Origin of the sequence: Nakamurella leprariae, assembly GCF_016918035.1 — a bacterium.
GTDB lineage: Bacteria > Actinomycetota > Actinomycetes > Mycobacteriales > Nakamurellaceae > Nakamurella > Nakamurella leprariae.
The window spans coordinates 43416-67544 of sequence record NZ_JAERWK010000016.1 but is presented as its reverse complement, the minus strand read 5'-3'; the positions used below and the strand labels follow the sequence as shown (position 1 = coordinate 67544).

Sequence of the window (24129 nt, the reverse complement as noted above, 5' to 3'; positions counted from 1 at the left end):
CGTGTCGGCTCCGGCGCCGGTCACCTCGGGTGCGCCGGTGCCGCGCCCGGCGGACGACCGGTGCCCCGGCGTGCTGCGGGCGCACACCGCAGTCGACGGGGCGCTGGTCCGGGTGCGCATCCCCGGGGGCGCCGCCCCCGCGTCGGTGCTGGCGACACTGTCCGAGCTGGCCGGCCGGTTCGCCGACGGTCGGCTGCAGCTGACCGGTCGGGGCAACGTGCAACTGCGGGGTCTGCGGTCTCGCGACGGGTCCCACCCCGGTGATGCCGCCGCACGGGCCGGGGTCCCCGACGACCTGGTCGCCGCGGTCACCGACCTCGGCCTGTTGCCCTCCGACCGGCACGAGCGGGTCCGCAACATCGTCACCTCGCCGCTGACCGGTCGGATGGGTGGTCTGGCCGACCTGCGCGGCCTCGCCCGGGCGCTCGACGACGCGCTCTGTGACGACGACGATCTCGGCGCCCTGCCGGGTCGGGTGTTGTTCGCGCTGGACGACGGACGCGGCGACGTGGCCGGTCCGCGCGCCGACTTCGCGGTGCGGTCGGTCGCGCCGGACCGGGTGCGGATGGTGCTCGGCGGACGGTGGGTCGGGCCGGAACGGGCACTCGCCTCGGCCGTGGCCGACCTGGTCGCCGCGGCGCGCCGGTTCGTCGCGGTGCGGGACGGGCGCTGGCAGGTCCGCGAGTTGCCGGGCGGGGGAGCCGAGCTCTTCGACGACCAGGGTTCCGCTCCCGAGCCGGTGCGGCAGCTGTGGACCGGTGCGCCCGGCGGCCCGCCGGCGCTCGGGCTGCACGACGGGGATCGCGCCGGGGGCGGGCGCTCGCTGGTCGTGGGCGCGCCGCTGGGACTGCTCACCGCCGGGCAGGTCGCCGCCCTGGCCGCCGCCGCGGCGACCGGGTCCGGCGAGCTGATCGTCACGCCGTGGCGGTCGGTGGTGGTGCCCGATCTGCCCGCCGACCGGGCCGACGAGGCGGTGCGGACCCTGTCGGCGGTCGGCCTCGGCGTCGACGGCGACTGGCCGTGGTCGTCGTTGACCGCGTGCACCGGCGCACCCGGCTGCGCGAACGCCCTCGCTTCCACCGTCGACCGGGCGCGAGCGCTGGCCGTGGCAGGCCGGTCTCCGGGCGGTGACCAGGACGGATTGCCGGTGCACGTGGTCGGGTGCGGCCGCCGCTGCGGCGCGCCGGCCGGACCGCACGTGCAGTGGCTGGCCATCATCGGCGGCGGCTGGGAGCGGACTGTGCTCGACGGTCGGCCGACCGCTCGGTGACGGGCAGCGTCGTCGTCCGGTCGGATCCGGGCCGGCGGCTGCCCTTCGCCGTGGATGCGGGATCCGCGCCCCGGGGATGACAGGATCCGGAACCGGCCGGACCGGTACCGCACGGCATCGAGCACCACCCCGGGCAGGACAGCGGGCAGGACAGCGAGGAGACCCAGCGTGATCGACCGCACCGAGCCGCGCGCCGAGACACCGGCCGCGCCTCCGGTGACCGACGGCCCGTCACGCCCGGTCGCACCCACCCGCCGCTACGAGTACGAGACCGACGGCGCGGCCATCTACCGCGCGTCGTTCGCCACCATCCGGTCCGAGACCGACCTGTCGGCGGTGCCCGAGGACGCCCGGGTGATCGCGGTCCGGATGGTGCACGCCTGCGGGCAGACCGATCTGGTGCGCGACCTGGTGGTGCACCCTCAGCTGGTGTCCGCGGCCCGGACCGCGCTGCGAGCCGGCGCGCCGATCTTCACCGACGCGCACATGGTCGCGTCCGGGGTGACCCGGGCCCGGCTGCCCGCCGACAACCCGGTGCACTGCCTGCTCCGGGACGAGCGGGTGCCTGCGCTGGCGCACCGGTGGGGCACCACCCGGTCCGCGGCGGCGGTGTCGTTGTGGGGTGCGGAACTGGAGGACGCCGTGGTCGCCATCGGCAACGCGCCCACCGCGCTGTTCCATCTGCTCGAGCTGATCGCAGACGGTGGGCCGCGCCCGGCCGCGATCGTCGGGGTGCCGGTCGGTTTCATCGGCGCTGCCGAGTCCAAGGCCGCGCTGGCCGAGTTCCCCGGGGACGTGCCGTTCCTCACCGTGCGCGGGCGCCGGGGCGGCTCGGCCATGGCCGCGTCGGCGATCAACGCCCTGGCCCGGGAGCAGGAGTGATGGGCCGGCTGTTCGGCGTCGGGCTCGGCCCGGGCGACCCGGACCTGATCACCCGCAAGGCGGTCCGGCTGGTGGAGCAGGCCGACGTGGTGGCGTACTTCTCCGGGACTCACGGCCGCTCGATCGCCCGCACCATCGCCGTCGACCTGCTGCCACCCGGCGTCCTCGAGGAGCCGCTGGTCTACCCGGTGACCACCGGCACGACCGACCACCCGGAGGGCTACCACGGCGCCATCGCCGACTTCTACGACGAGTGCGCCGCCAGGCTGGCCGTGCACCTCGACGCGGGGCGGACGGTGGTCGTGCTGTGCGAGGGCGACCCGTTGTTCTACGGCTCGTACATGTATCTGCACGACCGGCTGTCGCCGCGCTTCCCGGCCGAGGTCGTCCCCGGCGTGACCTCGGTGTCGGCGGCCGCCGCGGCGGCGGGCCTGCCGCTGGTCCGGCACGAGGACGTGCTGACCGTGCTGCCCGGGACGCTGCCGACCGAGGAGCTGGCCCGCCGGCTGGCCGACACCCAGGGCGCGGCGATCATGAAGCTGGGGCGCACCTTCCCCGCCGTGGTCGAGGCGCTGCGCCAGGCCGGACGGCTGGACGACGCCCGCTACGTCGAGCGTGCGTCCACCGCGGGCCAGCGCACCATGCCGGTCACCGAGGTGGATCCGGCTGCGGTGCCGTACTTCTCGATCGTGCTGGTGCCGGGCGCGGACCGGCGGCAGGACGCGGCCGGGCGCGCGACCCCGCTGGGACCTGCCCCGGTGTCGCGACCGGCGGCCGGCGGTGGCCCCGCCGAACTGCTGGTCGTCGGCCTCGGCCCGGGCCCGGACCGATGGCTGACACCCGAGGCGGCGAGCGCGCTCGCCGGGGTCCGGCACGTGGTCGGGTACGCCCCGTACGTCGACCGGGTCCCGGTCCGGCCCGGTCAGCATCGGCACTCGTCCGGAAACACCGTCGAGGTGCAGCGAGCGACCGTCGCCCTGGAGCTGGCCCTGGCCGGCGAGTCGGTGGCCGTGGTCTCCGGCGGCGACGCCGGGGTGTTCGGCATGGCCACCGCGGTGCACGAGGCCGCGGAACTGGACGAGCGGTTCACCGACGTCCCGGTCCGGGTCGTGCCCGGCATCACCGCGGCGCAGGCTGTCGCGGCGGCGGCCGGGGCACCGCTCGGCGGTGACTTCGCCGTGCTGTCGCTGTCCGACCGGCTCAAGCCGTGGAGCGTCATCGAGCGGCGGCTCCGCGCGATCGCCCAGGCCGACCTGGTGCTGGCCGTCTACAACCCGGCCTCCCGGTCCCGCACCGAGCAGATCACCCGGACCGTCGACGTGCTCCGCGAGGAACGCAGTGACGACACCGTGGTGGTGCTCGGCCGCGACGTGGGCCGGGCCGAGGAGTCGGTCACCGTCACCACGCTCGGCGCGCTGGACCCGTCGGTCATCGACATGAAGACCCTGGTGCTCGTCGGCGCCCGGGGAACCCGGGTGGCGCCGTCCGGAGCGGTGTGGACGCCACGGACCGTGCCGACGCCCGCTCCCGGTCCGACCGCTGCGGCCGGGCCGGAGCGCTGAGTCCGGGTCAGCCCGGCCGGTAGCGGGCCAGCCAGGCGACGCCGTCGGTCCGACCCGACGGCACGACGTCGTACCGCGGTGCGGTGGGGACCGGCGTCGGGACGGCGAAGTGCACTCCGGGCCCGAACTCGACGTCGAGGTCCCACGCTCCGACCGCACCCAGCCGTGCGGGTGGGCGCCCGTCGGCGTCGGCCGGCACCTCGATGACCCGGCCGTCGTCCGGACCGCCGACCAGTTCGACCGCGACCGTCGTCGGGCCAGGTTCGCTCATGGTCCGGACCCTCTCACGCGGCCTGACGCCGCTGGTCGGGCCCGCTCAGCCTCCCGACGACGCGTGCAGGTCCGCGTCACCGACACGGTCGACCGCGGCCACGACCAGGTCGGCCAACTCGTCCGGCCGGCTCAACTGCGGCCAGTGCCCGGTCGGCAGCTCCACGATCTCCACCTGCTCGATCCGGGCCAGTTCCGCGACGTACGGATGTCCGCCGTCCATGAACTGCCGCAACACCGCCTCGGGCATGGTCGAGCTGATCACCGTGACCGGCACGGCGTACCGGCGCTCGTCGGCCGACAGCCGTTGCGGTCCCGCCGCCACCGCGGCCGGCACGGTGAGCGCGAGATCCTCCACACGCGACCGGATCTCGGGGGTCATCCCGTCGAGCTCGGCGTCCTCGAAGAACGACCAGTCCGGGAGGGGCACCCGCCCGTCCACCGTCGGCAGCGCGTCATTGACGACGCCGCCGTCACCGAGCGGGCCGGCGTCCACGTAGACCACCCAGGCGATCCGGTCCGGGCGGGCGTCCACCACCGCGTGCGCCACCGCGCCGCCGCCGCTGTGCCCGACCAGCACCACCGGACCAGCGCCCGAGTCGGTGAGCGCATCGACCAGGTCGGTCACCGCGGCGGCCTGGTCGGCCAGCCTGACCGCCCGGGCCGCGTCGTCCGCGTCGGCGGCGCGCATCACACCTTGCGGCGTCACCGGGTGGGGGTGATGCCCGGCGCGTTCCAGTGCGTCGGTGACCGGCGCCCAGCTGGCGTCGTCCAGCCAGAAACCGGGGATCAGCACCACCTCGACCCCGGTCGTGGCGGCGCCCTGCCCTGCGTCGGTGCTCGTCGCGTCCGTCCTCGTCGCGTCCATGGCCAGGACGCTAGCGATCACCCCCGACGACCGCCCGGCGCGGCCGGTCCGTTCAGTGCTGCGGCCCGCGGTCCCGCGGTCCGTACAGGTGCGACTCGACGAAGTCGTCGGGAGCCGCACCGGCCCGCTCCAGCCGCAGGGCGCGACCGACGAGGATCACCGCGGCCTGCCGGAACCCGGCCGCGGTCACCTGGGTGCCGATGTCGGCCAGCGTGCCGGTCAGCACCTGCTGCGCGGGTTGGCCGGCCCGGTACACCACCGCGCACGGGCAGTCCGCGCCGTAGGAGGGGACCAGTTCCGCGGCCAGTTCGGCGGTCCGGGTCACGGCCAGGTGCAGCACCAAGGTGGCCCGGGTCGCCGCGAACACCGACAGTCGTTCGCTGGTCGGCATCTTCGTGGACCGTGCCTGGGTCCGGGTCAGCACCACCGACTGGGCCACCTCGGGCACGGTGAGTTCCTGCCCGAGCACGGCCGCAGCGGCTGCGTACGCGGGCACACCCGGGGTGACGTCCCACGGCACGCCGGCGGAGTCCAGTCGCCGGGTCTGCTCGGCCAGCGCCGAGTAGAGCGACGGGTCGCCGGAGCAGAGTCGGGCGACGTCCTGCCCAGCGGAGTGGGCGGCGACGAGATGGCCGGTGATGGCGTCCAGGTCCAGGTGCTGGGTGTCGAGGAGGGTGGCGCCGGGCGGGCACAGCTCCAGCACCGCGTCGTCCAGGTAGGTGCCGGCGTACAGGCAGACGGGGGCGGCCGCGATCAGCCGGGTGGCCCGGACGGTGAGCAGGTCGGCCGCGCCCGGGCCGGCCCCGATGAAGTGGACCGTCATCGGACGTCGACCGACCGGACGCCGGTCCACTGCACGACCGCCCGCGACGGCGTCCACCCGGCGAAGCCACCGAGCGGCTGCACCCGTTCCACGGACAGGCGGACCAGTTCGCCGCCGCGTTCCCGGTACCAGCCCAACAGTCGCTCCTCGGTCTCCAGGGTCACCCCGTGCACCACCATCCGGCCGCCCGGACGCAGTGCCCGCCAGCACATCTCGAGCAGACCCGGCGTCGTCGCCCCGCCACCGACGAACACCGCGTCCGGCGCCTGGCCGGTGGCCGGTCCGGCGGTCAGATCGGCCAGCACGTCGTCGGCGACGCCGGTGAGCACCCGCACCGCCGGCACCCCCAGCCGGGTGGCGTTGCGGGTGATCCGTTCGGCGCGTGTGGTGTTGCGTTCGATGGCCACCGCGGCGCAGGTCGGGTCCGTCCGGCACCACTCGATGGCCACCGATCCGGCGCCGGCGCCCACGTCCCACAGCAGCTCACCGGGCTGGGGGGCCAGCCGGGCCAGCGCACTGGCCCGCAGGTCCCGCTTGGTGAGCTGGCCGTCGTGCTCGAACGCCTCGTCCGGCAGGCCCCCGACCCGCGGCAGCGGGCCGATGCCGACCGGGGCCGGGGCGGCGGGTCCGCCGGGGTCGACCCGGCAGTGCACGGCCAGGACGTGCAACGGCCGCACCAGCCGTTCGGCCGGCCACGTCCCGGCACTACCGGCGATCAAGGTCTCGTCCGGACCGCCCAGGTGCTCCAGCACGGTGAACTCGCTCGCGCCCCAGCCGGTCTCGTGCAGCAGTCCGGCGATCACCGCGGGACTGCGGCCGTCGGAGCTGAGCACCAGGACGCGTCGCCCGGGGGCCACGGCAGCCAGCACGGCGGCATGGTCGCGGCCGACCACCGTCACCACCTCGGTCGACTCGGCCGACCACCCCAGTCGGGCGCGGGCCAGCGCCACTGAGGACACCGCGGGCAGGACCCGGACCCGACCGGCGCCGAACAGGTCGATCAGGGTGGTGCCGATGCCGGACACCAGCGGATCCCCGGACGCCAGCACCACCACCCGGCGGTCGGCCACGTCGGCGAGCATGGCCGGCAGTCCGTCGCGCAGCGGCCGCGGCAGCTCACGGCGGGCGGCGGTGACCGGGGTGTTGGCGAGCAGGACCAACTGGCGAGGCGATCCGATGACCACCTGGGCGCCGAGCAGCGCGGCCCGGGCGGCGGCACCCAGGCCGGACCATCCGTCCAGCCCGATGCCGACGACGGCCACCCGGCCGGGGGCCGCGGGGCCGACCGGCGCGGTGGACCCGGCGGTCGCTGAGTCCACCGCACGTCCGACCGCACGTCCGACCGCGGGGCCGATCGCACGGTCGGCAGGGGTGGGATCGGTCGGCACGGGCGTCAGCGTAGGCAGGTGCGCCACCGGCGCCGAACGCTCGCGGCGTGCCGGCCGGCGGTGCCGCTGTGGAATCATCGGCGGCGACGGCCGGGATGGAATCCGGTGGGTGCTCCGCGCAGCGGGGCACGAGTCCGGAGCGGTCCCGCCACTGTGACCGTCCCGCCGCGCTCCACGGACCACCGCGAGCGCGCCGGGCGGGAGCCAGGACGTTCCCAGCCGTCCCGTCGGGACGGTCGGTCCGCGGCGGTCCCGACCAGGCGTGGGCGTGGACACCCACGCGCAGGAGGAGTGCTTCCAGTGCCGCCCGGACCCGACATCGCGACCCTGCCGTCCCCTTCCGGGAGCCCGTCACCCGGTGCCGACCGCACGGCCGGCTTCCCGTTCACGGCCGTCGTCGGGTCGGACGACATGGCGCTGGCCCTGGTGCTGACGTCGGTCTCCCCGGCCGTGGGTGGCGTGCTGGTCCGCGGCGAGAAGGGCACGGCGAAGTCGACCATGGTGCGGGCGCTGGCCGCGCTGCTACCGCCGGTCGCCGTGGCGACGGGGTGCCGGTTCTCCTGCGACCCGGCCGACCCCGATCCGTCGTGCCCGGACGGGCCGCATCCCGCCGGCGTCACCGCAGGCGACCTCGCCGTGCGACCGGCCCGATTGGTCGAACTGCCGGTGGGTGCCACCGAGGACCGGGTCATCGGCTCGCTGCACCTGGAGCGAGCGCTGTCCAGCGGCGTCACCGAGTACGAGCCGGGCCTGCTCGCCGCCGCCCACCGGGGCCTGCTGTACGTCGACGAGGTCAACCTGCTGCACGACCACCTGGTCGACCTGTTGCTCGATGCGGCCGCCATGGGCCGCTCCACCGTGGAACGCGAAGGCGTGTCGGTCGCCCACGCCGCGCGGTTCGTGCTGGTCGGCACGATGAATCCCGAGGAGGGCGAGCTGCGCCCGCAGCTGCTCGACCGGTTCGGCCTGACCGTGGAGATCGGCGCGCCGCGGGACCCGCTGGTGCGCGCAGAGGTGGTGCGCCGCCGCCTCGCCTTCGATGCCGACCCGGCCGTCTTCCGCGCCGAGTACGCCGACGCCGAGACCGCCCTGGCCGCCCGGATCGCCCGGGCCCAGGCGCTGGTGCCGCGGGTGCAGTTGTCCGACGCCGCGCTGGCCGCGATCGCCCGGGTGTGCGCCGGGTTCGAGGTGGACGGCATGCGGGCCGACATCGTCACCGCCCGGGCCGCCGTGGCGCACGCCGCCTGGCACGGCCGGAACCGGGTCGTCCGGGCCGACATCCGCGCTGCTGCGCGACTGTCCCTGCCGCACCGACGTCGTCGCAATCCGTTCGACGCGCCGGGTCTGGACGAGGAGCTGCTGGACCGGTTGCTCGGGGACGACGAGCCGGACCCCGAGCCCGGACCGGAGTCCGCTCCGGACCCGGGCGACGACGGCGGCGAGCGGCAGGAGCGGGGCCGCGCCGACGACCGATCGCAGCCCACACCCGCCGACGGCGCGGCGGACCGTCCGGACACCGCCGACGGGCACGGCCCCGAGCCGTCCGGACGCACCGACGCCGAGACGCCGACCGGCGAGACCTCGCACGATGGCGGGGATCCGGCTGCCGACGCCGACCGGCCGACCGGCGCCGCCGGAGCGGCGCCGTCCGGCACGGTGGCCGCGCCGCAGCAGCCGTACCGGCCGCGACTGTTCACCGTTCGCGGCGTGGGGGCGGGGGCGGCGGGCCGGCGGTCGCCCGCGTTGACCAGCACCGGCCGCACCATCGGCGCCACCCGGCCGACCGGCAGTGGCGTGGGCTCCGCCCTGCACCTGCCCGCCACCCTGCGCGCGGCCGCACCGCACCAGGTCGCCCGCGGTCGCACGGCTGCGCCGTCGTCGGATGGGCCTGGCAGCCGGATGCACCTGCGCCCGGCCGATCTGCGTCTGGCCGTCCGGCAGGGACGGGAGAGCAACCTGGTGCTGCTGTGCGTGGACGCGTCCGGGTCCATGGCCGCCCGCACCCGCATGGAACAGGTCAAGACGGCGGTGCTCTCGCTGCTGCTCGACGCGTACCAGCGGCGGGACAAGGTCGGTCTGGTCACCTTCCGCGGGAAGGGCGCCACGGTCGCGCTGCCGCCCACCTCGTCGGTGGATGCGGCGGCCCGCCGGCTGACCGACCTGCCCGCCGGCGGGCGCACGCCGTTGGCCGAGGGGCTGCTCACCGCGGCGGAGGTGCTGCGGATCGAGCGGTTGCGCGATCCGCGCCGCCGACCGCTGCTGGTGCTGGTCACCGACGGTCGCGCGACCGCCGGCCCGGACGCGCTGGCCCGGTCCCGGCAGGCGGCGGGTTGGTTGGCCACGCAGGACATCTCGACGCTGGTGCTGGACTGCGAGGTCGGCCGGTTCCGGATGGGACTGGCCGCCGACCTGGCCGGCCTGCTGCAGGCCGAGTACCTGCCCGTGGGGGAGCTGGCCGCCCCGACCCTGACGGCTGCGATCACCGACGCCACGGCGGCGGTCCGGGCGGACGCCGGCCCGGCGCGTGGGCGGGTGGCCTGATGCCGCAGGGCGTTCCGGCCACCGTGCCCGACGACGGACTGACCACCCGGCAGCGGCGGAACCGGCCGCTGGTGATGGTGCACACCGGTGACGGCAAGGGGAAGTCGACGGCGGCGTTCGGCCTGGCGCTCCGCGGCTGGAACCAGGGCTGGTCGGTCGCGGTGTTCCAGTTCGTGAAGTCGGCCCGGTGGCGGATCGGCGAGCAGACCGCGCTGTCCGAGCTGGGGCGGCTGCACCAGGACCAGGGCACCGGCGGTCCGGTCGAGTGGCACGCGATGGGTTCCGGATGGTCGTGGAGCCGCAAACCAGGCAGCGAGATCGACCACGCCGAGGCCGCCGCCGAGGGCTGGGCGGAGATCCGCCGGCGCATCGAGGCGCAGCAGCATCAGCTGTACGTCCTGGACGAGTTCACCTACCCGATCAACTGGGGCTGGATCGACGTCGACGAGGTCGTCGAGGTGCTGCGCCACCGGCCCGGTCGGCAGCACGTGGTCATCACCGGCCGGCGCGCCGATCCGAAGCTGCTGGAGGTCGCCGACCTGGTCACCGAGATGACCAAGGTCAAGCATCCGATGGACGCCGGCCAGAAGGGCCAACGGGGCATCGAATGGTGACACCGGCTCGTGGTGATTCCGGTGTGGTCGGCACGCACCGGCTGCCGCGGCTGGTCGTCTCCGCGCCCGCGTCCGGGCACGGCAAGACCACGGTGGCCACCGGGCTGATGGCGGCGTTGCGCAGGGCCGGGCACGTGGTCTCGGGCCACAAGGTGGGGCCGGACTACATCGACCCGGGCTTCCACGCCCTGGCCACCGGGCGCCCCGGCCGGAACCTGGACGCCCACCTGGTCGGTGAGGGCGCGCTGGTGCCGCTGCTGCTGCACGGCGCCGCGACCCCGGAACCGGCCGAGATCGCGGTCATCGAGGGCGTCATGGGCCTGTACGACGGGGCCATCGGCCGGGAGGGATTCGCCTCCACCGCCCACGTCGCCGCGGTGCTCCGCGCGCCCATCGTGCTGGTGGTGGACATCTCCTCGGCCTCCCGCACCATCGCGGCCGTCGTGCACGGACTGGCCTCGTTCGACCGTTCCGTCCGGCTGGCCGGGGTGATCCTCAACAAGGCGGGGTCGCCGCGGCACGCCGGTGAGGTCGCCGATGCCCTCGAGGCCACCGGGGTCCCGGTGCTCGGCGTGCTGGCACGTGACGACGGGATCAGCGCACCCAGCCGCCATCTCGGACTGGTGCCGGCGGCCGAGCTGGACCGCGCCCGGTCGGTGGTCGACCGACTGGCCGACCAGATCACGCAGCGGGTCGACCTGGCCGAGGTGGTCCGGATCGCGCAGCGCGCGCCGGACCTCGTCGCCGAGCCGTGGTCGCCGCACGCCGCGCTGGCCGCGTCGGGGTGGGCGGAGCCCGCCGGCGTCGAGGGGGAGCGGCCGGTGGTGGCCATCGCCGGGGGGCGCGCGTTCACCTTCCGCTACCCGGAGACCGAGGAACTGCTGGCCGCGGCCGGCCTGATGCCGATGACCTTCGATCCGCTGACCGACGAGCGCCTGCCCGACGGCACGGCCGGGCTGTACCTCGGCGGCGGGTTCCCCGAGGTGCACGCGGCCGGCCTGGTCGAGAACCGTTCGCTGCTCGCCGATGTCGCCGCGGCGGTGACCGCTGGTCTGCCGACCGTGGCCGAATGCGCCGGGTTGCTCTACCTGGCCGAGACGCTGGACGGCACCGCGATGGTCGGCGCGGTGCCGACCGCGGCCGCGATGTCGCCGCGACTCACCCTCGGCTACCGCACCGCGGTGGCGCCGGTGGACACGGTGCTCGCGGCCGCCGGCACCCGGGTCACCGGGCACGAGTTCCACCGCACCGCGACCACTCCCGTCGCCGGTGCCGACCCGGCCTGGCTCGTCGCCGGCCGGCCCATCGGCTGGTCGGTGCGCTTCCCGCCGGGCGGGGAGCCGGTCCCGTTGGCGTCCCTGCACGCCTCTTACCTGCATCTGCACTGGGCGGGCAGTCCGCAGGTGGCGGCCCGGTTCGCGACCGCCGTCCACGACTTCGCCGGACGCAGGTGGTCGTCGGTGTCGGCCGAGGTCCACCGTGCGGTGCCGGAGGCCGCCGCCATGGCGCCCGCCATCGGCACGGCGGACGTGGACCTGCGGCACCACGGCGACGCCGAGATCGAGACCGGGATGCTCGATCTCGCGGTGAACGTCCGGGTGCCCACGCCACCGCCATGGCTGCGCGACAGGATCACCGCGACGGTCACCGACCTCGGGGCGTACCCGGTCCGGACTGCGGCAGTCACCGCGCTGGCGGCGCGACACCGCCGGCCGGCCGACGAGGTGCTGCCGACCTCCGGTGGCGCGGAGGCATTCACGCTGCTGGCCCGCGCGGCGCGGGACGTGGTCCGGTCCGCGGTGATCGTCCATCCGCAGTTCACCGAGCCGGAGGCCGCGCTACGGGCGGCCGGTGTCCCGGTGCAGCGACTGCTGCTCGAGGCGGTCGACGGGTTTCGGTTCCACGCCGAGCGGCTCGACCCGGACGCCGATCTCATCGTGCTCGGCAACCCGACCAACCCGACCGGCACGTTGCACCGTGCCGACGTCATCGCCGCGCTGCTGCGGCCGGGGCGGCTGGTCGTGGTGGACGAGGCGTTCATGGACGCGGTCGCGGACGAGCCCGAGAGCCTGGCCGAACGCCGCCTGACCGGGCTGGTGGTGCTGCGGTCGCTGACCAAGACCTGGGGCCTGGCCGGGCTGCGCGCCGGGTACGCCCTCGGGGATCCGACGTGGATCGCCGCGATGGCCGCCCAGCAGCCGCCGTGGTCGGTGTCGAGTCCGGCGCTGGCCGCGATCGAGGCCTGCAGCACGGCCGAAGCCACCGTCGAGGCGACGGCCGCCGCGCACCGGTTCAGCCGGGACCGGGAGATGCTGGTCCGTGGACTGGGCGAGCTGGGTCTGACCGTGGCCGGCACGCCCGCCACGCCGTTCGTCCTGGTTGACACCGCCGGGCTGCGGCCGGCGACGGCAGCACCGGGGTGGCTGCGAGAGCAGTTGCGCGGTCGGGGGTTCGCGGTGCGGCGCGGCGACACCTTCCCAGGCCTCGGACCCGACTGGATCCGGATCGCGGTCCGAGACGCGGCCACCTCCCGGCGTCTGCTGGCCGCGATCGCCGCGGTGCAGGACCGGGGCGCCGTTGATCGGTCGGTCATGCCGCCGACCACAGCGGCCAGGGCAGCAGCGCCCGCAGCGACCAGCGACTGACCGAGCGGGTCAGCACCGCCAGCGCGGCCGGTTCCACGTCGACCGGGGCGCCGGCGCCCTCGACGCCGTCCATCAGCACCTGTACCAGCGTGCGCGCCGCCGGTGGGGTGGCGAGCACGACCGCCGTCCGATCGGTCGGGCCGTCGGTGCCGATCGTCGACCGGGCGCCGGCCCACCGGGCCATCCGTGCCGCCGTGTCATGCCGCGATTCGCCGCCGGGCGGGGCGACCCCGGGGTCCGCCGCCCAGGCAGCGAGGTGCTCGGCGTGCTGCTCGCTGAGGGTGCGCAGGTCGATGCCACGCCACTGGCCGGGGTCCGGCCCGGCCAGCGCGTCGTCCGGCGCCGGCGTCCAGCCCAGGCGCGCCGCGGTCTGTCGGCAGCTGCGTTCCGGCCCGCACCAGCCTGTCGGCCCGACCGGCGCCGCTCGACCACCGAGCAGCGCCGGGTGCATCCGGACCGGGTGCTCCGGCGAGGTGTCGGGCCAGTCCAACTCGTCGTCCGGCGACGGGAAGCGGCCCCGCCGCAACGCCTCGGTCGGTCCGGCCGCCACGACGAGCAGACGGGAGATCACCGGCCGCTCCGTGCGTGCGTCGTCCGGGACAGCCGCGGGCGGATCCGCCGGGAGGGCGGTCTATGGTGTGCGTTGTCATCGACGGTGCTGGGAAACCGGTGAGAATCCGGTGCGGTCGCGCCACTGTGGTCTGCGAGTTCCTCGCGGTGAGCCAGACCCCACGCCGTCTGCCGACTCCACGAGCGGGGCGCCGAACCCCGAGGAGGTTGTTCCATGTCGCAGGCCGCCATTCCGCCGCGTTCGGTTCCCACGCTGGCTGTTCCGAGCCTTCCCATCCGTACGATCCTGCCGTGGGCGTTGCTCGCCGGCATCGTGCTGCTCATCGCGGTGTACTTCGTGTCGTCCGAGCAGGGCGCGCTCGCCGTCTTCTCCGGCAGCGGCATCCACGAGTGGGTGCACGACGGCCGGCACCTGCTCGGGTTCCCGTGTCACTGACCGGCTCTCGCGACGATTCGTAGGAGCAGACCGTGACCGGATCAAACACCGCGCATCCGGCGGGTCCGTCGACGAGCACCTCGTCGACGGGGACCCGTCCTCGTCCGGGCAGCTTCCCGGGCCTCACCGTCACCGGCTTCCTGATCCGCGGCCTACTGGCCGGGCTCATCGCCGGACTGATCACCTTCGCCGTGGCGTACACCGTCGGGGAGCCACCGGTCGACGGCGCCATCGCCGTCGAGGAGGCTGCCGGCGAGTCCGTCGATGAGGCCGTGGGCGACGACCATGCGCACCCCGAGGGCACCGCTGAGCACAGCCATGCCGACACCGCGGCCGACGACGGCCACTCGCACGGCGAGGATGCCGAGGTCTCGCGCAGCACCCAGTCGACCTGGGGGCTCATCACCGCGACCGTCGTCTTCGGGACCGGCCTCGGTGGCCTGGTGAGTCTGGCCGCCGCCTTCGCCATGGGTCGGTTCGGCGGTCTGCGGCCGGCCGGGTCGACCGCGTTGATCGGCGTGGTCGGGTACGCCGCGCTGTCGCTGGTGCCGTTCCTGAAGTACCCGGCCAATCCACCCGCCGTCGGCGACCCCGACACGATCGGGACGCGCACCGGGGAGTACTTCGCCTTCCTGCTGGTCTCGGCGATCGTCGCGGTGCTCGCACTCGTCCTGACGCGACGGGTTGCGCCTCGGCTGGGTTGGTTCGCCGCCGGCGCCGTGGCGCTGATCGGCTTCGTGGTGGTCATGCTCATCGTCGCCTGGCTGTTCCCCGTGGTGAACGAGGTGTCCGACGACTTCCCGGCGGCGCTGCTCTGGGAGTTCCGCTCCGCGTCGATGCTGACCCAGGCGACGCTGTGGGGCGTCCTGACCGTGGTGCTGAGCCTGCTCGTGCAGCGCGCTGACCCCGCGGGTCGGCGGCCGGCCGGTCTGAGCGCCTGAGCGGGGTCCGACCGGGCGTCACTCGCGCGACCGGTCTGCTGGTGGGGTTCGTCGCGGACCGTGTCCTCGGCGACCCTGCCCGCTGGCATCCGGTGGCCGGCTTCGGTCGAGGTGTGTCCGCTGTGGAGCGCCGGTGCTACCAGCCGACCCGGCGGCGCGGGACGGCCTTCACCGCCGGGGTGGTGACCGCCACCGGTGTCGCCGGGTGGACGGTCGAGCGGCTGGTCCGGCGCCGACCTGCGCTGCGCGTGGCCGCGACCGCCGTCGCGACGTGGGCGGTGCTGGGCGGCGCCTCGCTGCTGCGCGAAGCGTCCGCCCTGGCCGGGCAGTTGGCCGTGGAGGATCTCGCGGCGGCGCGTGAGCAGGTGACGCACCTGGTCGGGCGTGATCCGAGCCGGCTCGACGCTGCGGGCATCGCCCGGGCGACCGTGGAGTCGTTGGCGGAGAACACGTCGGACGCGGTGGTCGCGCCGTTGTGGTGGGGCGCCGTCGCCGGGGTGCCGGGGCTGCTGACGTACCGGGCGATCAACACCCTGGACGCCATGGTCGGGCACCGGAGCGAGCGCTACGTCCGGTTCGGATGGGCGTCGGCCCGCCTGGACGATGTGGTGAACCTGGTGCCGGCCCGCCTGACGGCGGCGCTCGTCGCGCTGGCCGCGCCGGTGGTGGGTGGTCGGCCCCGCACCGTGCTGCGGGTCGTGCGCCGCGATGCCGGCCAACATCCGAGTCCGAACGCCGGCCCGGTCGAGGCCGCCGTCGCGGGTGCGCTGGACGTGACGCTCGGTGGAGTGAACGTCTACCACGGCGTCGCGGAGGACCGCGGCGCACTGGGGGACGGGCCGGAGCCGGCGGTCCCGGACATCGCCCGGACACGGCGGCTGGTGTCGGTGGTCAGCGCGGCCGCGGCGATGGTCGGTGCCGCGATCGCGGTCAGCGCGGGACATGCCGGGACACCCAGGCGGCGGCGTCGGCGACCGTCCTGACCGTGTCGGCGGGACCGTCGTGGCCGACGGCCGGCGCGGGCCGACGGATCACGACGATCGGCACGCCCAGCGAATCGGCGGCCAGCAGCTTGGCCTCGGTCATGCTGCCGCCGGAGTCCTTCGTGGCCAGGGCGGCGATGCGGTGCTGCGCCATCAGGTCGCGTTCGCCCTTGACCGTGTAGGGACCGCGAGCCAGCAGCAACTGCCACGCCCCGGGCAGGGGCGTGCCGGGCGGATCGACGAGCCGGACCAGCACCGGACGTCCGGCCAGCACGGCGAAGTCGGTCACGCTCGACCGACCGGTGGTGAGGAACACCGGACCCGAGGTCAGTTCCGTGAGTCGCGCCGCCGCCGCGTCGTTGCTGTCGTCCCAGTGCCACGTCGAGGCCAGCGGGTGGTCCGCCCAGCCGGGGCGCTCCAGACGGATCAACGGCACTCCGGTCTCGTCGGTCGCCGCGACCGCTGACGCCGAGATGTTCCTCGCGAACGGGTGGGTGGCGTCGACCACCGCCCCGATCCCGTGCTCGTTCAGGTACCGGGCCAAGCCGGCCGGTCCGCCGAACCCGCCGATCCGGACCTCGCCGACGGGCAGCGCCGGATCCGCCACCCGCCCGGCCAGGGACGAGGTCACGGTGATGCCGGCATCGACGAGCGACCGGGCCAGGGCGCGGGCTTCCCCGGTGCCGCCCAGGATGAGTACGCCCACGGAGCCGATCATCGTCGCGCTCCGGCGGTCGAGACCTGCTGTGCGGACCAGGGTTCGTGGTGGTGCAGGTGGTTGCGGCGGGGGTGTTGGTGGGGGTCGATCCACACTGGTGGGGTGTGGTCGGGGTGGCCGTCGGGGTTCATGGTGACGGTCCAGTGGCCGGTGTGGATGACGGTGTGGTGGTGTCGGCAGAGCAGCACGGTGTTGTCCAGGGATGTCGCTCCGCCGTCAGCCCAGTGCTGGATGTGGTGGGCGTCGCACCAGCCGGGGGGTCGGTCGCAGCCGGGGAAGGCGCAGCCGCGGTCGCGGACGGTCAGGGCGCGGCGCAGGGCGGGTGGGACGAGGCGGTGGGCGCGGCCGAGGTCCAGGACCTGGCTGGTGGTGCCCAGGACGGCGGGCAGGATGCCGGCGTCGCAGGCCAGGCGGCGGGCGTCGCGGGCGGGGATGGGACCGCCGTGATCGAGCAGGGCGGTGCCGAGCTGGGAGCGGAGCTCCTCGAGGCTGATGGTGACGGTGACGTGCGGGCGGACACCGCCGTGCTCGCCGACCGCGGCGGCGCGCAGCGCCCGCTGCAGGGCTTGGGTGAGGGCGTGCGCGCGGCGGGTTGCCGCCGACCGCGGGTCCTTCGGCGCATTCCCGGCCGCGGGGTCCGGGGATGCCGCGCCGCGTGCGTCGCCCGGGGGGTTGCTTGCCGCGGGGGCGGCGAGGGGGTCGGTGGCCTGGCGGAGGGTTTCGACGCCTTCGTCGTCGAGGTGGCCGGTGATGCGGGTCAGGCCGGTGAACGGGTCGCGGCGGCCCAGGGACAGGGTGGGGTGTTTGCGGGGGTCCTGTTCGGGTGGGAGGTCGCCGTCGGGGTCGGCCAGCACGGCCAGGGTGCGGGCGATGTCGGCCAGGTGGGTGGGGTCGGTGAGTTCGGCCTGTTCGACCAGGGCGCGTTCCACGGTGGCGCGGACCTCGGCCGGGACGCGCGCCGGGAGGGACCGCAGGGTGGTCTCGATGACGCTGATGTGGTCGCCGTTGACGGACCCGTCGAGCATCGCGTCAGCCAGTTCGGGCAGTCGCGGTGGGGACAGGTGCCCGGTGAGTTGCCGGTCGGGCAGCACGGCCGTGGCGGCGCGGACCAGCTCACGAGCTTGGCCGGGACGGACCCGCAGCACCTCGCGCAGGAGTCCGGCGGTGGACGCGGCGCCGTAGCGGTTGGCCAGGTGGCGGCGGTCCACGGCGCCGGCGGCGGTGATCCGCATGGCGCCGACGAGGCGGTGCAGGTCCTCCAGGGCGCGGGCGCGTTCCAGGACCTGCAGGTCGGTCAGCGCGGTCCAGCCCGCGTCGGCGTGCAGGTCGGCCAGCAGCTCGCGGGCGGAGACCACGGCCGCGTCGATCACCGGGTCGGCCAGCGACCCCAGATCAGGCTCCGCAGCGATGGTCTCGGTCATGACAGGCACCCTCCCACGGACCACCGACAATTCACCGACCGCGACCGACCCATGACACCGAGCACCGAGCCCGCGTCGGCCGCCAGCCCGAGACGGGACGCGCTGCGGACGGTCTCGCTCATGAACAGCACGCTAGACGAGGGCACCGACAATTGACGCTGTGCAAGCGGATCGGTACGGGTCGCAACCGAAGTCCGTGCCTGACGGATCTCAGGCAGGAGCCGAATGTCGAGCGACGGTCAGGGCTGTCCGCAGGGGTCGCCGGCATCGAACGGCGCCGACGCCGGCAGTCTCACCGTGGGGTCGTCGACGAGCAGGATGCGCCATGCGTGGGCGTAAATGATCGCGGGGTCGCTCACCGTCTCCGCCGTCCCCGGCACGGGCTGGCGAGCGATCCCCGGCGCCTCCCAGTCAGCACTCCAGGTGATCGCGACGGACGCCTCGAACCGGCCCTCGGTGGTGTAGGTGTGCACGTTGCTGCCGTCCGGGAACGGCGCGCCGGGATCAGTCGTGGTCAGTCCGTTGCCGTCGCCGAAGTCGAACCGGTACTCCACGGGCGTCGGATACACGGTCACCGGCACGCCGAGCAGATCGAAGGTCTGCGGCGTGGTGTCCGGGGCCTCGAGCCAGAAATTGTTCTCGAGGTTGAGCACGGCGCAGGCGGGGGCGGGCGGGTTGGTGCGCATCTGCGGAATGGCCAAGGGAAGTGAGTCGAACGCCTCCGCGACCATGGCGGGGGTGATGACGGGTGCAGCCGGTTCCGTCGGCGCACCGTTCAACACGCACGCATCGTCCTGTTGGTCGACGCCGTCGACCGTGGACCAGACGACTTGACCGCCGTTGCCGAGGTTGCCCAACGCCTGGCAGACGACGTCGGTGTCACAGGGGCTGTTCCACAGGACGTCGAACGGTGAATTGATCTGGTCGTCCGCTCGTTCGGCGCAGGTGTGATAGTCGACGTTCGAATTTGACATCTGCACGGGTCGCGCGCCTGCTGCCGCGCTCGAAGGTGCTTGCTGCTGATAGCGCGCTCGAATTGGGATCGAGTCCGACGAGTCGTCGAGTCCGGTTGCTTCGCACAGGAAACCACGGTCGGCGCAGCTCCCGACTGCGGCAGCTGAGCCAGCAATCCCGATCACTCCAACTGTAGGAATCAGGACGAGCGCCAGGATGAACGCGCCCATGCTGGAGACTTTACGTCGGCCGTTCACTCGACGCCACGCACCTGGGCGACTTGCCATTGGGTTCCCGTCCACACTACGTCGACGGCCGCGGTCACGCTGTACGCAGTATCGGTTTCTACAACCGCGCCGCTGGCATCCAGGTAGTCAGTCGCCGGCGCGAAACCGACCAGGGATATGGTCGCTAAGTCTTGGGCGACAATAGAATCAAGAATGACTACAGCCGGGTTTTCGGCAGGTCGTGCGGACCATCGCTCGCGGATGCTTTCTTCAGTCTCTGAGATCAGCCGGTCACACTCGCCGCAAGCTGGTGCGGAATAAGCGCGGATCACTTGCGTGGAGCCTCGGTTGATAGCAGCAACCGGTAACCCGAACCACCACTTGACGAAGTCCTCAGCCCCACCCACCGTCTTCTGACTCGCCCCCGCCGGCACGTCCAACGTCGGCGCGGGCGGATTCGCCGGCGGTTGGATGTCGTCGGTGGGGACGGTCAACGTCACCGGCCCGGTCGGCAGCGCCACGCTCGACGACGTGCTCGACGACGTCTCCGCACTCGACGAAGCGGTCCTCGACGGTGTGGTCGGAGCAGCCGTGCTCGAGTTCACCGCACTTGACTCAGTCGTCGACTCGGGTACGTCACCACCACTGCATCCCGCCATCACCAGCGCAGCGACGGTCACCGCCACACCGATCACCGTTGTTCGTCCGGGCGTGCGCACACTTCCTCCGTGGATCTCAAGATCGGACGAAAGGTACGCACCCGCCCCGACCTGCGGAAGTGATCAGCGGCGGTTGTGGACAACTCGGCCCACCGGACGGCGGAGTTTCACCCGGTCCAGCCCGGCAGGCCGCGCCGCGAACCCGATCCGCCCACCCGATCGGGTGTCACCCGCCGAGCGCCGGGCCGGAACCCAGCCGACAGCGACGCGACAGCGCCTGCTCGCACCATCAGCACGTCCGGGGACCACCGGACGCCCGCACTCATCGAGGAGCGCCGCGATGACCACCTTCGACACCCAGGCCGCCGACCCGGACCACCCCAGCGTGACGACGGACGACCACGGAGCGCCCCGTACGACCGAGGTCCTGGCCCAGCGCGTCTTCAACTTTGTGCCGGCGGTCTGGAGGCAATGTCCATCCACCTGGGGGACCGCATGGGCTGGTACCGCAGTCTGGCCGACGACGGCCCGGCCACGCCCGACGAGCTGGCCGAGCGGACCCGGCTCCGCCCCCGGTACGCGCAGGAGTGGCTGGAACAGCAGGCGGTCGCCGGCCTGCTCACGGTCGATCGCGCCGACTCCGGCAATCGGTTCCACTTCCCCGATGCGGCTCCTGAGGTCTTCACCGATGAGTCCAGCCTCGCTTACCTCGCGCCGCTGGCGCGCGCGTGCTCGGTGCCGTCGGTGCTGCGTTGCCCCGCTGGTCACCGCGTACCGCACCGGGGGTGGCGTCAGCTGGTCGACCTTCGGCGAGGACATGTTGCTCGCCCAGACCGACATGGACCGGCCGTGGTTCGAGACGGCGCTCCCGCCGGTGCTGGCCGCCCAGCCCGACCTGCACGCCCGGCTGTCCCGCCCCGGGGCACGGATCGTCGACGTGGGTGCGGCGCGGGCTGGTCGACACTCGCGCTGGCCCGGGCGTACCCGGAGGCCACGGTCGTCGGCGTGGACGTCGATGCGCCGTCCGTGGAACTGGGGCAGTCGCCTTCGAGTGCGTCCACGACACGCTTCGCCCGTCGAGGTGCTGGCCGCGACACGGGCAGCGCTGGCCCCTGGCGGCATCATGATCGTGAAGGACGAGGCGACCGCCGAGACCTTCGCGCCCGACGGCCATGCCATCGAGCGCCTGCCGTGCGGATCCAGTCTCACCATCTGCCTGCCCGACGGCCTCAGCCATCGATCGTCGGCCGGCACCGGGACGGTCATGCGGCCGGAGACGCTGCGCCGCTCCGCGTTCGAGGCCGGGTTCGGCAGCGCCGACATCCTGCCGACGGGGGAGTTCGGGTTCTGGCGGTTCTACCGACTGTCCGGCTGAGCTCCCGCCAGGTCGTCGAGCTCGGCCAGTGCCAGTCGCACCGTCTGGCGCTGGCCGAGCGCCCGGCCCGACCTGGCCAGCGATGCCGCCCGGGTGGGCACGCCAATCCGCCGACACCACCGAGTTGGCCCGGGTGGCCAGGGCGGCGAGCAACCGGCGGACCCGGGCTGAGCCGATCGGGACGACAACGTCGGCCCCGTCGGACGATCGGAGCCCGCGCTCGCTCGTGTCCTGCTCGCGCGACTCCTCCACCGTCCGCGGCGCGGTCGGCCGCAGTTCCAGCGACCCGATCACGGACAACCGGAGCATGACGCCTCCCGCTCGCCCGGTCGGACATCGCCGGCCGACCAGCCCGGCGTCGTCGGCCACGACGCCGCTGATCCACCGTGGCAGCGGGTACCGAGGCCCTCAACTCGAACGCGGCAGTGGTGGCACCGGGCGAGCGGGAGGTGGGTCAGACGCGACGAGCGGGCACCACCCGGACGGCGCCGGTGGCCGCGGACGAGGCCATCGCCGCGTACGCCTGCAGGGCCTGGGTCACCGTGCGGTCGCGGTCCCGCGGTTCCCACGGGCGCTCGCTGGTCTCCATCTTGGCGCGGCGGTCGGCCAGCACCTCGTCGGGCACGTTGACCCGCAGGATCCGCTGGTGGACGTCGATCTCGATCTCGTCGCCGTCCTCGATGAGCCCGATGACACCGCCCGCGGCCGCCTCCGGGGACACGTGGCCGACGGAGATGCCCGACGAACCACCGGAGAACCGGCCGTCGGTGATGAGGGCGCAGACCTTGCCCAGGCCCAGGCCCTTGAGGAACGAAGTCGGGTGCAGCATCTCCTGCATGCCCGGGCCACCGGCGGGACCCTCGTAGCGGACGACCACCACGTGACCCGGCTGCACCTTCTTGCCCAGGATGGCCTCGACGGCCTCCTCCTGCGACTCGACGACCAGTGCGGTGCCGACGAAGTGGAACAGGGACTCGTCGATGCCGGCGGACTTGATGACGGCGCCGTCGGGAGCGATGTTGCCGCGCAGCACCTGCAGGCCGCCGTCGGCGGTGTAGGCGTGGGCCAGGTCGCGGATGCAGCCGCCCTCGGCGTCGGTGTCCAGGCTGGCCCACCGGTTGTCGGTGGAGAAGGCCTGGGTGGTGCGCACCCCGCCGGGCGCCGCGGTGAACAGCTCCAGCGCCTGGGCGGACGGGGCCGCGGCGCGGATGTCCCACGCGTCCAGCCAGCTGGCCATGTCGGGGGAGTGCACGGTGTGGACCGAGTCGTCCAGCAGGCCGGCGCGGTGCAGCTCGCCCAGGATGGCGGGGATGCCGCCGGCGCGGTGCACGTCCTCCATGTGGTAGTCGGAGTTCGGCGAGACCTTGGACAGGCACGGCACCCGGCGGCTGACCGCGTCGATGTCCTCGAGATCGAAGTCGATCTCGCCCTCGATCGCGGCGGCCAGGATGTGCAGCACCGTGTTGGTCGATCCGCCCATGGCGACGTCCAGGGCCATCGCATTGCCGAACGCGGCCTTGTTCGCGATGTTGCGCGGCAGCACCGACGCGTCGTCGTCCCGGTAGTACCGCTGGGCCAGCTCGACGACCAGGGACCCGGCCCGCAGGAACAGGTCTCGCCGGGCGACGTGGGTGGCCAGGGTGGAGCCGTTGCCGGGCAGGGACAGGCCCAGCGCCTCGGTCAGGCAGTTCATCGAGTTGGCGGTGAACATGCCCGAGCACGATCCGCAGGTCGGGCAGGCCGACCGTTCGACCGCGTCCAGGCCGGTCTGGTCGACCTGCTCGGAGGCCGAGGCGGAGATCGCGGTGATCAGGTCGGTGGGGGCGTGGGCCACGCCGTCGACGACGACGGCCTTGCCGGCCTCCATCGGCCCACCGGAGACGAAGACCACCGGGATGTTGAGCCGCAGCGCGGCCATGAGCATGCCGGGGGTGATCTTGTCGCAGTTGGAGATGCACACCAGTGCGTCGGCGGTGTGGGCGTTCACCATGTACTCGACCGAGTCGGCGATCAGCTCGCGGCTGGGCAGCGAGTAGAGCATCCCGCCGTGGCCCATCGCGATGCCGTCGTCGACGGCGATGGTGTTGAACTCCTTGGCCACGCCGCCCGCCTCCACCACCGCGGACGCGACCAGGTCACCCATGTCCTTGAGGTGCACGTGTCCGGGCACGAACTGGGTGTACGAGTTGGCGATCGCGATGATCGGCTTGCCGAAGTCCGAGTCGGTCATGCCGGTGGCGCGCCACAGCGCGCGGGCACCGGCCATGTTCCGGCCATGGGTGGACGTACGGGAACGAAGCGGTGGCATAGGACACTCCTGGGTCGCGGCCCCGTCAGCGTAGATGCTTGATCGGAGGGCGACCGTCCCGCTCGATCGGCCGGATCAGTCGACGGCGGTGTCGCCCGCCGCCCGGGTCCGGTCCCGGGTCGGCTCCGGGTCCGGCCCGGGCACCGGCTGGGCGCCGGCGAGGGCCGCCTCGGCCTCGTCACCGAAGAGCACCGCTCCGCCGCCCGCCGGAGCGGTCAGGCGGGGGAGGTCGCGGGGTCCGACCATGATCAGTCGCAGGCGTCGTCCGTCCGTGCCCACCGCCTGCGCCCAGCGGCCGTCCGGGAACTCCAGCCGGTCGAGCTCGTCCCAGCGCATCCGTCGCACCCCGAGCAGTCCGCGCGTGCTGATCCCGGCCCGGTCGGACCGGGTGCCGCCGAACAGCACCGCCACCAGGGTGAGCACCGGCAGCAGGTACAGCAACCACCAACCCCATCCGCCGAAGGTGGCCAGGGGGATCACGCACAGCAGCACCAACAGGGGGTAGAGCAGCGACCAGAACGGGAACCGGAACGTGGCCCGACGGGGCGGGACGTCGGGACGAGCGCCGGTGGCCGGGGTGGCCGGTGCGCTGTCCGGGGTGGTGGGGGAGGACACGTCGTCCATCGTGGCATCCGGCGCGCCACCCGGTGACCGGACCGGGACCGGGCCGTTCG

General features: G+C 74.0%; 21 protein-coding genes, 1 pseudogene and 1 riboswitch. Of the genes and pseudogenes, 11 read left to right on the top strand and 11 right to left on the bottom strand.

Features of this window, described 5'->3' with window-relative positions:
* The first annotated feature begins 37 nt into the window (after window positions 1–37).
* From JL106_RS12615 to JL106_RS12605, 3 genes are all read left to right on the top strand, one after another.
* Window positions 38–1270: a precorrin-3B synthase gene (locus JL106_RS12615; RefSeq protein WP_205261075.1), complete on the top strand. Its 1233-nt coding sequence runs from the start codon at window positions 38–40 to the stop codon at window positions 1268–1270.
* A 216-nt stretch (window positions 1271–1486) separates the two neighbouring features.
* Complete coding sequence (locus JL106_RS12610) at window positions 1487–2152, top strand: precorrin-8X methylmutase (protein WP_407940160.1); 666 nt, start codon at window positions 1487–1489, stop codon at window positions 2150–2152.
* The gene (locus tag JL106_RS12605) at window positions 2152–3714 is read left to right on the top strand and encodes a precorrin-2 C(20)-methyltransferase (protein WP_205261073.1); all 1563 of its coding nucleotides are present in this window, start codon (window positions 2152–2154) and stop codon (window positions 3712–3714) included. Before JL106_RS12610 ends, JL106_RS12605 begins: the two co-directional genes overlap by 1 nt.
* Before the next feature lie 7 nt (window positions 3715–3721).
* Here JL106_RS12605 and JL106_RS12600 read toward each other — a convergent pair whose 3' ends face one another.
* Genes JL106_RS12600 through cbiE form a run of 4 tightly spaced genes read right to left on the bottom strand, consistent with a single transcriptional unit; the run spans window position 3722 to window position 6994 of the window.
* Window positions 3722–3985, bottom strand: a complete 264-nt coding sequence (locus JL106_RS12600) for a hypothetical protein (RefSeq protein ID WP_205261072.1) — start codon at window positions 3983–3985, stop codon at window positions 3722–3724.
* A gap of 45 nt (window positions 3986–4030) precedes the next feature.
* Window positions 4031–4852: an alpha/beta fold hydrolase gene (locus JL106_RS12595; protein WP_205261071.1), complete on the bottom strand. Its 822-nt coding sequence runs from the start codon at window positions 4850–4852 to the stop codon at window positions 4031–4033.
* Between the two features lie 52 nt (window positions 4853–4904).
* Window positions 4905–5675 (bottom strand): cobalt-precorrin-4/precorrin-4 C(11)-methyltransferase, encoded by a 771-nt coding sequence (locus tag JL106_RS12590; protein WP_205261070.1) that lies wholly within the window; start codon window positions 5673–5675, stop codon window positions 4905–4907.
* Window positions 5672–6994 carry a precorrin-6y C5,15-methyltransferase (decarboxylating) subunit CbiE gene (gene cbiE / locus JL106_RS12585; RefSeq protein ID WP_328842243.1) on the bottom strand — a complete coding sequence of 441 codons (1323 nt, stop codon included), beginning with the start codon at window positions 6992–6994 and terminating at the stop codon, window positions 5672–5674. The genes JL106_RS12590 and cbiE overlap by 4 nt, the downstream gene beginning before the upstream one ends.
* A 480-nt stretch (window positions 6995–7474) precedes the next feature.
* Here cbiE and JL106_RS12580 point away from each other — a divergent pair, with 480 nt between their 5' ends.
* The 3 genes from JL106_RS12580 to JL106_RS12570 are packed head-to-tail and all read left to right on the top strand — an operon-like array spanning window position 7475 to window position 12863.
* The gene (locus JL106_RS12580) at window positions 7475–9604 is read left to right on the top strand and encodes a VWA domain-containing protein (protein WP_205261265.1); all 2130 of its coding nucleotides are present in this window, start codon (window positions 7475–7477) and stop codon (window positions 9602–9604) included.
* On the top strand, window positions 9604–10218 hold the full coding sequence (cobO, locus tag JL106_RS12575; protein WP_205261068.1) for a cob(I)yrinic acid a,c-diamide adenosyltransferase: 615 nt from the start codon (window positions 9604–9606) through the stop codon (window positions 10216–10218). The genes JL106_RS12580 and cobO overlap by 1 nt, the downstream gene beginning before the upstream one ends.
* Before the next feature lie 23 nt (window positions 10219–10241).
* Window positions 10242–12863 (top strand): cobyrinate a,c-diamide synthase, encoded by a 2622-nt coding sequence (locus JL106_RS12570; RefSeq protein WP_328842239.1) that lies wholly within the window; start codon window positions 10242–10244, stop codon window positions 12861–12863.
* Here the strand turns inward: JL106_RS12570 and JL106_RS12565 are convergent.
* Window positions 12808–13434, bottom strand: a complete 627-nt coding sequence (locus tag JL106_RS12565) for a histidine phosphatase family protein (protein ID WP_205261066.1) — start codon at window positions 13432–13434, stop codon at window positions 12808–12810. The genes JL106_RS12570 and JL106_RS12565 overlap by 56 nt on opposite strands.
* Window positions 13435–13480: 46 nt before the next feature.
* A riboswitch (cobalamin riboswitch) is annotated at window positions 13481–13616 on the top strand.
* Window positions 13617–13647: 31 nt separating this feature from the next.
* Here JL106_RS12565 and JL106_RS12560 point away from each other — a divergent pair.
* Genes JL106_RS12560 through JL106_RS12550 form a run of 3 tightly spaced genes read left to right on the top strand, consistent with a single transcriptional unit; the run spans window position 13648 to window position 15793 of the window.
* The gene (locus JL106_RS12560; RefSeq protein ID WP_205261065.1) at window positions 13648–13869 is read left to right on the top strand and encodes a CbtB domain-containing protein; all 222 of its coding nucleotides are present in this window, start codon (window positions 13648–13650) and stop codon (window positions 13867–13869) included.
* A gap of 32 nt (window positions 13870–13901) precedes the next feature.
* The gene (locus JL106_RS12555; RefSeq protein WP_205261064.1) at window positions 13902–14810 is read left to right on the top strand and encodes a CbtA family protein; all 909 of its coding nucleotides are present in this window, start codon (window positions 13902–13904) and stop codon (window positions 14808–14810) included.
* Window positions 14807–15793 (top strand): cobalamin biosynthesis protein, encoded by a 987-nt coding sequence (locus tag JL106_RS12550; protein ID WP_205261264.1) that lies wholly within the window; start codon window positions 14807–14809, stop codon window positions 15791–15793. The genes JL106_RS12555 and JL106_RS12550 overlap by 4 nt, the downstream gene beginning before the upstream one ends.
* Here the strand turns inward: JL106_RS12550 and JL106_RS12545 are convergent.
* The 4 genes from JL106_RS12545 to JL106_RS12530 form a co-directional block, all read right to left on the bottom strand.
* Entirely contained in the window at window positions 15741–16511 is a 771-nt protein-coding gene (locus JL106_RS12545) for a cobalt-precorrin-6A reductase (protein ID WP_236007559.1), read from the bottom strand. The genes JL106_RS12550 and JL106_RS12545 overlap by 53 nt on opposite strands.
* Window positions 16508–17932 carry an HNH endonuclease signature motif containing protein gene (locus JL106_RS12540; protein WP_205261063.1) on the bottom strand — a complete coding sequence of 475 codons (1425 nt, stop codon included), beginning with the start codon at window positions 17930–17932 and terminating at the stop codon, window positions 16508–16510. Before JL106_RS12540 ends, JL106_RS12545 begins: the two co-directional genes overlap by 4 nt.
* Window positions 17933–18171: 239 nt before the next feature.
* Window positions 18172–19116, bottom strand: coding sequence for a PKD domain-containing protein (locus JL106_RS12535; RefSeq protein WP_205261062.1), 945 nt, complete (start codon window positions 19114–19116; stop codon window positions 18172–18174).
* Window positions 19117–19139: 23 nt separating this feature from the next.
* Entirely contained in the window at window positions 19140–19634 is a 495-nt protein-coding gene (locus JL106_RS12530; RefSeq protein ID WP_205261061.1) for a DUF6318 family protein, read from the bottom strand.
* A gap of 609 nt (window positions 19635–20243) precedes the next feature.
* Here JL106_RS12530 and JL106_RS22545 point away from each other — a divergent pair.
* Window positions 20244–20351, top strand: a pseudogene (locus tag JL106_RS22545) (SAM-dependent methyltransferase); the annotation flags it as partial.
* A 550-nt stretch (window positions 20352–20901) separates the two neighbouring features.
* Entirely contained in the window at window positions 20902–21147 is a 246-nt protein-coding gene (locus tag JL106_RS12525; protein WP_205261060.1) for a hypothetical protein, read from the top strand.
* A 454-nt stretch (window positions 21148–21601) separates the two neighbouring features.
* Here the strand turns inward: JL106_RS12525 and ilvD are convergent, their stop codons facing one another.
* Together ilvD and JL106_RS21640 are read right to left on the bottom strand one after the other, a co-directional pair.
* A complete protein-coding gene (ilvD, locus tag JL106_RS12520; RefSeq protein WP_205261059.1) occupies window positions 21602–23455 on the bottom strand; it encodes a dihydroxy-acid dehydratase in 1854 nt (617 codons plus the stop codon).
* A 75-nt stretch (window positions 23456–23530) separates the two neighbouring features.
* Window positions 23531–24070 (bottom strand): PH domain-containing protein, encoded by a 540-nt coding sequence (locus tag JL106_RS21640; RefSeq protein WP_205261058.1) that lies wholly within the window; start codon window positions 24068–24070, stop codon window positions 23531–23533.
* Between the last annotated feature and the right edge of the window lie 59 nt (window positions 24071–24129).